Genomic DNA, 13,059 nt, shown 5'->3' on the forward strand with positions numbered 1-13,059 from the left:
ATAAGTATTGCCAGAAACTGTTAGTTCCTGGCTGCTGTAGGGATTAATTGAGAATATTATTAGATAGCGGCTTATTTCTCAGCTTACTTTTCGTCTGCAACGGGGTCAGCAATGTAACGGAAAGTAGGTTCCTCGTTCCAAGGACCGCGCTCATCCTTACCATTAGTAGACAAGTTGTAGTAAATGTCTACAGTGCTATCAGGTTGGATATTACCAAAGAATGGGTCAGTTAACTTACCCAAAGAGTCCAACGCCTTCATGAACATTTGAGTATGAGAAATTTCCCGAGTCAGAAGATGCACAAGTGCCTCTTTGGTTCCATCATCAGGAGCTAGCTTAATCAATGACTCGTAAGTTTGACGTGCGCCAGCTTCAGCAGCAATGTCTGCCCGCAAATCGCGCACTACGTCACCACCTTCATTAATATAAGCTGCTGACCAAGCTTGACCTTGACTATCTAGCAAGTGAGGTCCTACACCCCGCACAGCAAACAAGGTACTTTTGTAAGCTTCAGTTTGGTCAACATTTTTGGTATGAGAGTCGATGAGCTTACCAATCATTTCTAAGTGGCTAAACTCTTCGAGAGCAATATCTTGCAACATATCCTTAATTCCGGCATGTTCGCAATGTAAGGATTGCGTCCAGTATTGCAAAGCCGCTGTTAATTCACCTGTTGCGCCACCAAACTGTTCTAGAAGCAGCTGAGCAAAACGTGGATTTGGATCAGCAATGTTAACAGGTCGAATTGTTTCTTTTTTATGAAAAAACACAATAGTTCTCCTTTATTTTAGGTATTTATGCCAATTTCTTCGGAGTATCTTGAATCAGACTCTTGAAATCGGAAAAATTCCTACTCTCTTTACAAAATGTTAACGGTGGCAGCTTGCTGAAACCTTGATCCTGGGGAAGACTTGCTATCTAAGTAGCTCTATCCAAAGTTGTTATTATTTTTGGCTAAGTTACTGCTTTTGAGCGTTGTATGTGTAGAAATTTTCAAAAGCTCCCACCGTTTCAAATTTATAAGAAGGTACCCAATTATTAAGTTTAAAATCTGTACGGTAAACACTAAAAATGAGAAAATCTTGTTTTTCAGTACTAATGGAGATAATTTCCCTCATACGCGGGTTTGCTGCTTCTAGCAGTTTATCGCAGTTCATTCGTATTACATTTTCTAATATATTTGGGCTTTTCTTACAGACATTGCTTTTCAAATACTCGCTCAGGGTTTGTACTGCATACTCTTCATATTTGGTCTGACTAGGATTTGTATTCGCCATTGCCATACCCAAGACTGCTACTCCGACGACTCCCAGGCATGTAATAATAGTGATAGCTCTCATTTGTCTCAACTGCTATTTGCCATAGATATTAGACTCCAGATTATTGAAGTCCGTTCCTTTGGCAAAAGCACTTGATCTATTCAGCAGCTAGTGTTATATTATGGATAATAATGGCGAGCGTAGCCAAGCGGTTAAGGCAGAGGTTTGTGGTACCTCCACTGGTGGGTTCGACTCCCATCGTTCGCCCTGAGGTAATTGTTAGTTGTTCACAGGCAACTGACTCAGCAATCAAAGTGAAATCCCCCAACTCAAGTTTGGGGGATTTTGTTAACAAGGTTTTTTGAGTAATTTTTTATCTTTATTCTCGAACAAAAGGCTGTTTGCGTGTTACGGATGCTCAGCCAGAAAAATTGACCTTGCTTTAAAGAATATGCTGAAATTAGAAATATTTGAAGACATCTTTCATTTGTATAATAAATGACTTAATGTTCCTTGAATTCAATTTCTATTCTTCGCTAACTATAAAATAAAAAGAGAAACTTTTGTTTCAGTTATTTCAGTAATCATCACGCTAAAACAGGATAGGACGAAAGGAAGTTTTATTAGTACTTCCAAAGATATTTACCCTGGCAATCTAAGCGAAAGTTATATGGCAGTAGGTAAGAGTTTATTCTTTAAATGAAATCGGGTTTTTCAATAAAAATGCTTAGTATTTATAATTACACGTTTTGGATAATCACTTGATATTTTCCGTTTTGTTGAAGACAAAAACAACGAAAGAGTACGCCTTTAGTTAGAGTGCAAAATACTCATATATAAGATTAGCGTAAAAAGGTAGAGAGGTTTAAAGATACTCAGAGTAGTAATAATTGCTAATTGCCAAGGTGTAGTACTTGTTTATACGATTACCCATGGGCAGTTGACTATTAGCTATTGCTCAGTCAAATGCTGAATCCAAAACCTACAATTATCTCACAAGTTGCTATGTCAGAATTACTTCAAGCTGTTTTAAATAGTGAAGAAAAAAGTGATTTGCGTTCCCTGATCAGTGAGTTACGTCAGCAAGAAAAAAAATACTTGCTGCGGAACGACATACTCAATTTATATGGTGAATATTGCTCTAAGTACGAAAAACCTGAGCAATTTTACACTGCTTCTCATTTAGCAAAACTTGTTTACTACACTCAAGAAATCATTCAAGAGGAATCAAGTCTGTGCTTCATCATACGACCAAAGATTGCTAGTCAAGAGGTTTACCGACTGACAGGCGACTTGAGTGTACAGCCGATGACGGTTCAGGAACTGTTGGATTTGCGCGATCGCCTAGTAAACCGACATAATCCCAACGAAGGCGACCTCTTGGAATTGGATTTTGGTCCATTTTACGATTACACCCCGGTGATTCGCGATCCAAAAAATATTGGTAAGGGGGTGCAGTTTCTCAACCGCTACCTATCCAGTAAGCTGTTTGCTGACCCCAAGCAATGGCTAGAAGGCTTGTTTAACTTCTTGCGCCTACACCAATACAACGGTGTTCAACTGCTTATCAACCAGCGGATTCAGTCACAGCAGCAACTGTCTGATCAAGTCAAAAAAGCCATCTCTTTCGTCAGCGATCGTCCCAGTGAGGAACCCTACGAAGAATTCCGATTTGAGATGCAAGTGATGGGCTTTGAACCAGGTTGGGGGCATACTGCGCAGCGAGTCCAGGAAAGCTTGAGTATTCTGGATGAATTGATTGACTCTCCCGATCCCCAGACCTTGGAAGCTTTCATCTCTCGCATCCCGATGATTTTTAGAATCGTCTTGGTTTCTGCCCACGGTTGGTTTGGGCAAGAGGGAGTTTTGGGACGTCCCGACACTGGGGGTCAAGTGGTTTACGTCCTCGACCAAGCGAAGAACTTGGAAAAGCAACTGCAAGAAGACGTGATGTTGGCTGGTTTAGAAGGATTGAATGTCAAGCCGAAGGTGATTATTCTCAGCCGCCTTATCCCCAACAGTGATGGCACCCTTTGTAACCAGCGCCTAGAAAAAGTCCACGATACTGAGAACGCCTGGATTTTGCGAGTGCCTTTGCGGGAATTCAATCCCAACATGACACAAAACTGGATTTCGCGGTTTGAATTTTGGCCCTATCTGGAAACCTTTGCCATTGATTCCGAAAAAGAACTGCTGGCAGAGTTTCAGGGTAAACCAGATTTAATTGTTGGTAACTATACTGATGGGAATTTGGTAGCGTTTTTGCTGGCACGCAGACTGCGTGTCACACAATGTAACATTGCCCATGCCTTAGAAAAGTCCAAATACTTGTTCAGTAATTTGTATTGGCAAGATTTGGAGGAGAAATATCACTTTTCGTTACAATTCAGCGCTGACTTATTGGCGATGAATGCTGCCAACTTTATCATCAGCAGCACTTACCAAGAAATTGTGGGCACGCCGGATAGTGTAGGACAGTACGAGTCACTCAAGTGCTTCACCATGCCGGAACTGTACCACGTTGTTAATGGGATTGAACTGTTTAGTCCCAAGTTTAACGTGGTACCGCCTGGAGTGAACGAGAATGCTTATTTCCCATATACTCGTACGCAAGACAGAGTTGAGAGCGATCGCCTCAGATTAGAAGAAATGCTCTTCACTCTGGAAGACGACTCTCAAATTTTTGGTAGACTTGATGATCCAACCAAGCGTCCGCTTTTCTCAATGGCGCGTCTTGACCGCATTAAGAACCTCACTGGTTTAGCCGAATGCTTTGGTCAGAATCAACAGTTGCAGGAACAATGTAACCTGATTTTGGTAGCGGGTAAGTTGCGTGTAGAAGAATCAGGCGACAACGAAGAACGCGATGAGATTGTTAAACTTTACCAAATCATAGAGCAGTACAATCTCTATGGTAAAATTCGCTGGTTGGGTGTGCGTTTGACCAAATCTGACTCTGGCGAAATCTATCGGGTCATTGCTGATCACCAAGGAATCTTTGTACAACCTGCTTTGTTTGAAGCATTTGGTTTGACAATTTTAGAATCGATGATTTCGGGATTACCAACTTTTGCGACGCAATTTGGTGGGCCATTAGAAATCATCCAAGATAAGGTAAACGGTTTTTATATCAACCCAACAAATTTAGAAGAAACAGCCGAAAAACTTCTTGAGTTTGTCCAGAAGTGCGGACAAAATCCCAATTATTGGAATCAAATTTCAAAACAAGCCATTGACCGAGTTTATAGCACTTATACATGGAAAATTCACACTTCTAAGTTGCTATCATTAGCACGCATTTATGGTTTTTGGAACTTTATCTCCAAAGAGAATCGGGAGGATTTGTTGCGCTACATCGAGGCTTTGTTCTATTTAATTTACAAGCCAAGAGCGCAACAATTATTAGAGCAGCATAAGCATCGTTAAGGTCTCAGTGATTTGTCATTTGTCCTTTGGAAAAGACAAATGACAAATCACTCTTGGCTATTTTGTCAATTCATACCAAGTTCTTTGACCAACTATGCCATCCACTCCTAAATTCCGTTTGTTTTGGAAAGCTTTAACAGCAGCTTCTGTCAAGGCACCAAAAACCCCATCAGATCGAATACTATAACCATTAGACGATAACAACTGTTGCAAGACTTTTACAGCAACACCCGAGCTACTAAAACGCAAAATTGGCAAAGATTGGCTAGTATCTATTTGAGGAACTATTTGCTTTCTTTGGCCAATAACTGTTTTAGCTGAAGATTCTGAAGCTACTTGTAACCCGAAAAAATAAGTAGAAGCAAGCATAATCTTCTGACTTTCTTTGAGCGGACTTTTTTTGAAATTTCGGACAGTGTGTTCCCACTCTGCTACGAATTGAGGGATAGCATCAAAGGGCAAAAGTATTTCTGGCTCTGCACATAGATGAAAGCATTGAGTGTTTATAATGATATCTTCTGTTGTGTCCTTTGCTGCGACCTGAAAATTCTTTGCTCTAGCTATATTAGGAGAGCCTTTATAACCAATATTGATTTCTGCTAGATTAAGTATACTTTTGTTTTCTATACTTATGATCGACGTAGCAGCTTGAGCAGCCATATCAGGCTGTACAAATTCAGGTGGTGTAATTTGAGCAGCTGACACTATCTGAGATAGCTGCCTTTGTGTTAACTTCTCCTTGTTATTGTCTCGCTGAACTAATCGCAGTTCCGGTGCAATGGTCGGAGACAGTTGTCCTGTTGTTAACACGCTCGTCATCAGCAGGGCAATATCTGTCATTGTATTTCATTTTACTAACACCCATGTTTCCTTTCACAGGGAAAATTGCTGGTGTTCCGGAATAGACAGTACTGGAAAATAAAAAAATCTGATAAATTCTTTGAAAAGAATTAGCAAAATATGATTTACCAGTATCTGTTAAGTTGTAATGCATTCAAAATGGACTGCGGACTTGTGAAGGTTGTCCTTTGTCAAAAGTCATTTGTCATTTGTATTGCTTTGAACAAATGAAAGTCTTGCGATGCTCCGTTCGCCGTTCGCCCAAGCCGCGTGCGCTCTGCGCTCAGGCGTGGCGTAGCCATAGGAGCCTTCATGGGCGATAAGCCGTAAGTCCTGCGGACAGGCTACGCCAACGCGCAGCGTGCGCTTTGCGCTCAGGCTTGACGCTACGCGTATCGCAATATGCAAATTATAGGCGCTACAGCTTACTTGTCAAGGTATGTACAAAATACATCAAATGTAGAATACTCATCAAATCTAAAAGTTTTATTCCACAAATCCAGAGAAACTAACTACAAAAAAATACGAATTATGAGTGCTTAAAAGTTTCACAATCCATAATTATATAGCATATCGACTCAATTTTTGACTAACCTGACAATACAGCCCAAGTTCTTGCACCAACGACTCCGTCCGCTTTTAAACCGCGTGAACTCTGGAAAGCTTTAACAGCAACTTCTGTCAGCGCGCCAAAAACTCCATCAATTTGAACAAAGTAGCCATTAGATATTAAAAGTCGCTGTAAGGTTCTTACAGTGCTTCCTGTGTTACCAAACCGTAGAGTAGGTAGACCTGAACTAGAGACAGCTTTCATCTTGATAGATTGTGCTAATGGTTGTATCACGTGATGAGATGTAGGTTGTGCTTTAGGCTGTGACTCAGGCTTTGCTAATGGTTGTTCTTGATTTGCCATATAAATTAATTTATAAAACTATTTTTCATAAGTTTCAACCGTATCTACAATGCCAAAGAAATCACTCATTCAGAAGAAGTGGTTTTCGCTTCTGGGTAGTGGGCACCTCGGACCGCAGTCGGCATGAGTTACTCAGTATTGTTCTATGGATATTATTCATATTCAGGAACTTTGTTTCCGCATTTTTTTGCTAATTTTAATTGAAAAATATGAGGAAGTGGCGAAAAAAAGAGCGAAGCCCCTGACCTATCCTACTAAGGGTGGCTCAGGGGATCATCTATAATATTGTAGCTAAGCTATTCTCAAGCCATACCATCAACAAACGGAAGGAAGTAGAAAGCAAACCCCAACACTGCATACGCAGCTAAGAGTAGTACACCTTCTAACCAATTTGACTTACCGTCGGAACTGATGCTATTAGCAATGAACACCGCTACAACCACAGCTACTAATTCAAAAAGATTAAAATTTAAATCCATCGGTTGACCAAGTACCCGCCCTGCTAAAACTAAAAAGGGAGCAACAAACAGGGCAATCTGCATACTTGATCCCACCGCCACAGAAACAGAAAGATCCATCTTATCTTTCATTGCCACTGTCACGGCTGTTGCGTGTTCAGCAGCGTTGCCAATAATGGGTACGACGATTACCCCTGTAAAAAGTGCTGTCAAACCTAACTCTGATGTAGCTACTTCTAAAGAATCAACTAGCAATTCTGATTCCAATGCAACTAAGAGGGTACATACTAATAAAACCCCAGTCCACAACCAAATATTTGGTTTCTTGAGATGCGTTTCATCTTCGGTTGTTTCTGCCATACCCACATCGTAAAGATAAGTGTGGGTTTTCATCGAGAATAACAAAGTTAGGGCATAAACGAGAATGAGTACCACAGCAACGGCAAGGGACAGATTTTGCAGGGTTTTTTCCTGTATTGCTTGAGAGTTAAATTTCATCGCTGTGGGCAGTAGAATCGCAATCACCGCCAAATTCATTGAAGAAGCGTTGACTCGCGCTACAACTGGCTGAAACGTCTGTTCTTTATGGCGCAGTCCACCCAAAAACATGGAAAGACCCATCACCAGCAGTAAGTTACCGATGATTGATCCGGTGATACTGGCTTTGACGACATTCACAAGTCCGGCGTTTAGGGCAACTAAGGCAATAATTAATTCTGTGGCGTTACCAAAGGTGGCGTTTAGCAACCCCCCTACTGTTGGACCAACCACGACAGCAACTTCTTCTGTGGCTGTCCCCATCCAACCTGCTAAGGGCAAAATAGCTAAACCAGCAGTGATGAAAACTGTTAACTCTCCCCACTCTAAGTAATGAGCCGCTATGGAAACCGGAATAAACAGTAACAAAACCAAAAATAGAATGTTTTTACCTGACATTTGTCATTTTAATGTGAAAGTATTAGAAACAGATGTGTAAGCTTAGAACTCCTCCGTCAGTCCTGAGCAATGAGTTTTCTGTACAACAGAATTCTGAGTTTTGAATATATTACACTACAACACCGACGAGCACTCCCATTGATCAAACTCTAGGATACCCCCAGTTCTCTAATTAAGGAGTTCTCAAATTTAACTATTTGCTTTCTCGACAGAGATTTGTAAAATAAGATTGCGATATAAGTACAATTTGAAATGTTTCGTTGCAAAAGTTTCCAATAAACTTCTGATTTTACACCAAGGATGGGGTTTAATATATTAAAAGACAATTAAATTTTTAACAGTACCAACGACGAAGCCTGCTAACATGGCTTATGTCAATAGGTTGATTGCATCGGGCAAAAGACTGCTTGATAATGCAGATTACCCCCAACACGAACACCACTACCTCGGAATTTGGTTTGATATCATAGTTGCTGTTGAAACTAACTGTTGTTGAAATGCCGCTGTAGGAAGGTTTATCAGCATTATCAAAGAAAGCAACTGCAAGGACTGTTTATTTTTTGGAATAATTTCATGACTTCTGCTGCTGAACTACCAGCTAGTGCTGGTTCAAATTTGACGCCACCTGAAAATATCAAAAACACCCAAATGCCCGATCCCCTGAGACAGGCTACTGGTGTTTACGTCACGGTTCATGGCCATTTTTATCAACCACCACGCGAAAACCCTTATCTAGACGCGATTGAACGCCAATCTGGTGCAGCGCCTTTCCATGATTGGAACGAACGAATTCACCATGAATGTTATCGCCCCAATGCCTTTGCCAGAGTGTTCAATGAGCGCGGCGAAGTGGTGGGGATCGTAAATAATTATGAGTATTTGAGCTTTAATATAGGAGCAACGCTGATGTCGTGGCTAGAACGCCACGATGTAGAGGTTTATCAGCGAATTTTGGAAGCAGACGCTAAAAGTTGCTATCGCCTCAACGGACATGGCAATGCGATCGCGCAAGTATATAACCACATCATCATGCCTCTGGCAAATGAGCGTGATAAATACACCCAGATTCGCTGGGGCAAAGAAGACTTCCGCTCCCGCTTTGGACGTGATCCCGAAGGAATGTGGCTGGCAGAGACTGCTGTAGACTACCCCACATTGAAAGCTTTAGTTGATGAGGGGATTCGCTTTATTGTGCTTGCACCATCACAAGCACAACGTTGTCGTCTTTTGCCCACCCAGGATAATCCCAACCCTGAATGGTACGAAGTTGGTGGGAGTCAGATTGATCCCACACGCCCCTATCGTTGCTTTTTGAAAGAGACTGACGAATTAGAAGTAGAGGCAGGATCAGATAACTCATCTGTTCAATCGCGCCCCTATATCGATATCTTCTTCTACGATGGTCCGATCTCGCGGGATATGGGCTTTAGTGAGGTTCTGTTCAATTCCAATCATTTAGCTGGACGCATCGGTTCAGCTGTGCGTGGGGATCATCGTCCTGCACAGTTAATTTCTGTCGCCACAGATGGGGAAACCTTTGGACATCACAAGGCAGGAACCGAAAAAACATTAGCCTACGCCTTTAAAAAAGAGTTTCCCCATTGGGGTTGGACAGTCACCAACTTTGCCCACTACCTCAGCTTAAATACTCCCACATGGGAAGTGGAAATTAAGTCAGTCACAGCATGGAGTTGCGCTCACGGCGTTGATAGATGGCAAGATGATTGTGGTTGCGGTGGTGGCGGTACATGGCACCAAAAATGGCGTCGCCCCTTACGAGATGCATTGAATTGGCTGCGGGATCAACTGATTTCAGTGTATGAAGAGCATGGCAGACACTTTTTCATTGATCCCTGGCAGGCACGAGATGAATATATCCAAGTGATAGGCGATCGCTCTCCAGAAAACGTGAGTCGGTTCCTGTTGCGTCACCAAACTCGTAAACTCACAGCCAGTGAACAAGTAGACGCCCTGCGCCTATTGGAAATGCAACGTCATGCTTTGCTGATGTTCACCAGTTGTGGGTGGTTTTTTGAAGAACTTTCGCGACCAGAAGGAACGCAAATTCTGCGTTACGCAGCGCGTGCTTTGGAACTCGCAGGGGATGTCTCTGGCGTACAGTTGGAAAAAGGCTTCCTCAAACACCTAAACCAAGCACCCAGCAATGTTGATTCGTTCAAACATGGTGGTGAAGTTTATCGCCAGTTGGTGCTAACGGCTCAAGTCGGCTTTAAACAAGTTGCTGCCCAATACGCCATAACCTCACTCTTTACCAATCACAAACCTGTAGAGACGCCCCATACAGCGTCTTCACAAAATGGGCAGAATGGTTCGAGCAAGCATTCTCATCTACATAAAAAGCGGGTTTATTGCTACACCGCCAACGAACTCGATTACCAATTGCAACGGATGGGATCATTGACTCTGGCTGTGGGAAATTTGTACCTCGTCTCAGAGATTACCTGGGAAAGCGAACATTTAGTTTTTGCTGTTCTGCATCTTGGTGGTTGGGATTTCCATTGTTGCATTCAACCCTTCGAGGGACGATTGGCTTACACTGAGTTAAAAGAAAAGCTGTTTGGGGCGCTGCAAGAAGGTAGTGCAGCTCATACAATCTTGGCGATGACGCAGTTCTTTGGTGAAGAGTCTTTCAGCTTGCGCAATCTTTTTGCAGAAGAACGCCATCGACTCATGCATCTGTTGAGTCAAGAAACTTTGTCACGATTAGACCAACTTTATACCCAAGAGTATCGTGAGAATTACGGTGTTTTGATGGCATTCCACCGTGATGAAGTCCAAGCACCGCAAGAGTTGCAGGTAGCAGCAGAAATAGCTTTGGGATATCGATTTTTGATAACTTTACGCTCACTTGATCAAGACATTGCTGAACCGCAATCAAGTTGGAATCACATCGTCGAGTTAGAGGCGATCGCCACAGAAGCCAAGCACCTGCATTGTCATCTAAATATTCGCGAAGGTAAGCAGATATTAGAGCAGTTAATATTGCGTTCTCTGTGGCAATTCTTGCACGATCCCAGCGGGACTTTTGATGCAGATTTGCAACGGCTAGAACGATTAATTGATGTGGCAAATCAGTTAAATCTTGGTATCTCTCTTGAGCGCTCTCAAGAACTATACTTCAGTTGTTTGCACAGTCAGATTGTGCCACGCTTTATGGCTAAAACTGCTCAAAGTCAGGATAGCGTTCAGTACCGTCAGTTGTTGAAGCTGGGGCAAAAATTAGGGGTAGAAGTGAGTACTTGGTTAACTCAGTTGGGCTAAAACGACACCAAAATTTTTCCCTCTCCTTGATAAGGAGAGGGATGCCCGACAGGGCAGGGTGAGGTTTTCCCAGAATTTTGGGTAATTGATGACTTGTGTGTACACCCCCAGCCTCCAGCGGGAGGTATGAGAAAGTGAAATCAAGTCAAACTCTTTTATTTGAACTATAAGAACTTAGACTTTGAGAGTTATAAAAAGTGAAAAACAGTCATACAACAGAAGATATATGATTTGATAGAAAATATATTATCAAACAAATGAAACAGGCGTTGATTTGGCTTTGTGCAGCTACCCTCATTTTTGGTTTAATGAGCTGTGATCGCATTTTTCCCTCTGGTGACTTAGTGCAAAAAGTCAGTGATGGCGATACTATCGCGGTGAAAGACGCCAAGGGGGACAAAATCAATGTGCGGTTTGCATGTGTGGATGCACCGGAAATCCCGCACTCTAAGAAAGAAAAGCAAAGTAAAAGTTCTGTTCTTCGTAATCAATTTGATTGGGGAGCAAAGGCGCAAGAACGAGTGCAGCAACTGGTGAATCAAGGAGGCGATCGCGTCAAACTAAATATCACCGATAGCGACAGGTACGGACGCAAAGTGGCTGAAATTCGTTTGCCCAATGGGACTTTTATCCAAGAAGTATTAGTACGAGAGGGATTAGCGCTTGTTTACCGTCCTTATTTAAACAAGTGTCCCAGCAGAAATATCGTTGAACAAGCTGAAGTTCAGGCGCAAAATAGTAGGCGAGGAGTCTGGAGTGATGCGAAATTTGTCAAGCCTTGGGAATACAGGAGTTTATACAAATAACATTTAAAATTTGAGTAGCGAGTTTTACAAGCCTCGTGAAAGCAATTTTATTATGTCACCTTACCTGGAAGCCATTTCTATTTACCCAATTAAATCTCTCGACAAGATTGATGTCAATCTAGCAAGAATTCTTGAGAGTGGCGCACTTCAGCATGACAGAGAGTTTGCCTTATTTGATCAGCAAGGTCATTTTGTCAATGGAAAGCGCAATGCCAAGATTCACTTGCTGCGATCAACGTTTGATCCTAACTTAAAAACACTCTCCCTACACATTCAGGGAACTCACCAAAAAGCTATTTTTCACCTTCATGATGAGCAACCCTTCGACTACGCTCAGGGTGAATCCTCTCTAGAAGCCTGGTTAAGTGATTACTTTGCTTTTCCAGTTAAGTTCATGCAAAACACAATAACTGGTTTTCCAGATGATCTTAATGCTAAAGGACCCACCGTGGTTAGTACAGCCACACTTGAAGAAGTCGCTTCCTGGTTTCCTAATATGAGTGTTGATGAAATGCGACTCCGTATGCGAGCGAATCTAGAAATTGGTGGAGTTCCAGCGTTTTGGGAAGATCAATTATTTACTGAAGCAGGAAAGTACGTTCACTTTCAAATAGGAGAAGTCTTGTTTGAGGGAGTTAATCCTTGTCAGCGTTGCGTCGTTCCCTCACGAGATTCTCAAACAGGAAAGGTGACAACTCATTTTCAGAAGGTGTTTGTGGCTAAGCGCAAGGATTCTCTACCATCTTGGACAACGTCAACCCGTTTCAATCATTTCTACAAGTTAAGCGTCAATACAAATATACCTGCATCAGAAGCAGGAAAAATACTACATCAAGGAGATGAGGTCAAAATTCTGAGTGTCAGCCAAAGCAACGTAAGGATAGCGGATTGAACAACATCCAAATCACTCGTTTAACCTCACCCTGCCCTATCGGGCATCCCTCTCCTTAGCAAGGAGAGGGAAAGATTGACTGGTTCCCAGCCTGGAGGCTGGGAACCCATCCTGGGAGGCTCCGCCTCCGGGGGCTTGACAGAGGCAGAGCCTCTCAAAATACATTCCCAGCTTAGAAGCTGGGAACGAGGCAACCTCACCCTGCCCTGTCGGGCATCCCTCTCCTTATTAAGGAGAGGGAAAGATT

Annotated in this window: 9 protein-coding genes and 1 tRNA gene; 5 read left to right on the forward strand and 5 right to left on the reverse strand. The window is 42.4% G+C overall.

What is annotated here, in order from left to right:
- Positions 1 to 83: 83 nt before the first annotated feature.
- Together AC5590_RS27505 and AC5590_RS27510 are read right to left on the reverse strand one after the other, a co-directional pair.
- Complete coding sequence (locus AC5590_RS27505; protein WP_169266508.1) at positions 84 to 770, reverse strand: manganese catalase family protein; 687 nt, start codon at positions 768 to 770, stop codon at positions 84 to 86.
- 189 nt (positions 771 to 959) lie between these two features.
- A complete protein-coding gene (locus AC5590_RS27510; protein ID WP_169266509.1) occupies positions 960 to 1,340 on the reverse strand; it encodes a DUF4359 domain-containing protein in 381 nt (126 codons plus the stop codon).
- A gap of 113 nt (positions 1,341 to 1,453) precedes the next feature.
- Here AC5590_RS27510 and AC5590_RS27515 point away from each other — a divergent pair.
- Both AC5590_RS27515 and AC5590_RS27520 read left to right on the forward strand, forming a co-directional pair.
- Positions 1,454 to 1,526, forward strand: a tRNA-His gene (locus tag AC5590_RS27515).
- 738 nt (positions 1,527 to 2,264) lie between these two features.
- Positions 2,265 to 4,685, forward strand: a complete 2,421-nt coding sequence (locus AC5590_RS27520) for a sucrose synthase (protein WP_169266517.1) — start codon at positions 2,265 to 2,267, stop codon at positions 4,683 to 4,685.
- A 57-nt stretch (positions 4,686 to 4,742) separates the two neighbouring features.
- On the opposite strand, the gene AC5590_RS27525 is transcribed toward AC5590_RS27520, so the two are convergent.
- The 3 genes from AC5590_RS27525 to cax form a co-directional block, all read right to left on the reverse strand.
- Positions 4,743 to 5,525 carry a peptidoglycan-binding domain-containing protein gene (locus AC5590_RS27525; RefSeq protein ID WP_318563869.1) on the reverse strand — a complete coding sequence of 261 codons (783 nt, stop codon included), beginning with the start codon at positions 5,523 to 5,525 and terminating at the stop codon, positions 4,743 to 4,745.
- 589 nt (positions 5,526 to 6,114) lie between these two features.
- Positions 6,115 to 6,438 carry a peptidoglycan-binding domain-containing protein gene (locus AC5590_RS27530; protein WP_169266510.1) on the reverse strand — a complete coding sequence of 108 codons (324 nt, stop codon included), beginning with the start codon at positions 6,436 to 6,438 and terminating at the stop codon, positions 6,115 to 6,117.
- Between the two features lie 302 nt (positions 6,439 to 6,740).
- Positions 6,741 to 7,832 carry a calcium/proton exchanger gene (gene cax / locus AC5590_RS27535; RefSeq protein WP_169266511.1) on the reverse strand — a complete coding sequence of 364 codons (1,092 nt, stop codon included), beginning with the start codon at positions 7,830 to 7,832 and terminating at the stop codon, positions 6,741 to 6,743.
- A gap of 573 nt (positions 7,833 to 8,405) precedes the next feature.
- Between cax and AC5590_RS27540 the strand changes: the two genes are divergently transcribed.
- The 3 genes from AC5590_RS27540 to AC5590_RS27550 all read left to right on the forward strand — a co-directional run bounded on the left by AC5590_RS27540 (position 8,406) and on the right by AC5590_RS27550 (position 12,812).
- The gene (locus tag AC5590_RS27540) at positions 8,406 to 11,114 is read left to right on the forward strand and encodes a DUF3536 domain-containing protein (RefSeq protein WP_169266512.1); all 2,709 of its coding nucleotides are present in this window, start codon (positions 8,406 to 8,408) and stop codon (positions 11,112 to 11,114) included.
- A 257-nt stretch (positions 11,115 to 11,371) separates the two neighbouring features.
- Positions 11,372 to 11,920, forward strand: coding sequence for a thermonuclease family protein (locus AC5590_RS27545; RefSeq protein WP_169266513.1), 549 nt, complete (start codon positions 11,372 to 11,374; stop codon positions 11,918 to 11,920).
- A gap of 52 nt (positions 11,921 to 11,972) precedes the next feature.
- The gene (locus tag AC5590_RS27550) at positions 11,973 to 12,812 is read left to right on the forward strand and encodes an MOSC domain-containing protein (RefSeq protein ID WP_169266514.1); all 840 of its coding nucleotides are present in this window, start codon (positions 11,973 to 11,975) and stop codon (positions 12,810 to 12,812) included.
- Positions 12,813 to 13,059 lie beyond the last annotated feature (247 nt).

The organism is Brasilonema octagenarum UFV-OR1 (genome assembly GCF_963888615.1).
Classification (GTDB): Bacteria; Cyanobacteriota; Cyanobacteriia; order Cyanobacteriales; family Nostocaceae; genus Brasilonema; species Brasilonema sennae.

Excerpts from the sequence above, each read along its gene's own strand:
- AC5590_RS27540 (WP_169266512.1), top strand. The coding sequence starts at position 8,406 with ATGACTTCTGCTGCTGAACTACCAGCTAGTGCTGGTTCAAATTTGACG.
- cax (WP_169266511.1), bottom strand. The coding sequence starts at position 7,832 with ATGTCAGGTAAAAACATTCTATTTTTGGTTTTGTTACTGTTTATTCCG.
- AC5590_RS27545 (WP_169266513.1), top strand. The coding sequence starts at position 11,372 with ATGAAACAGGCGTTGATTTGGCTTTGTGCAGCTACCCTCATTTTTGGT.
- AC5590_RS27530 (WP_169266510.1), bottom strand. The coding sequence starts at position 6,438 with ATGGCAAATCAAGAACAACCATTAGCAAAGCCTGAGTCACAGCCTAAA.
- AC5590_RS27525 (WP_318563869.1), bottom strand. The coding sequence starts at position 5,525 with ATGACAGATATTGCCCTGCTGATGACGAGCGTGTTAACAACAGGACAA.
- AC5590_RS27510 (WP_169266509.1), bottom strand. The coding sequence starts at position 1,340 with ATGAGAGCTATCACTATTATTACATGCCTGGGAGTCGTCGGAGTAGCA.
- AC5590_RS27520 (WP_169266517.1), top strand. The coding sequence starts at position 2,265 with ATGTCAGAATTACTTCAAGCTGTTTTAAATAGTGAAGAAAAAAGTGAT.
- AC5590_RS27550 (WP_169266514.1), top strand. The coding sequence starts at position 11,973 with ATGTCACCTTACCTGGAAGCCATTTCTATTTACCCAATTAAATCTCTC.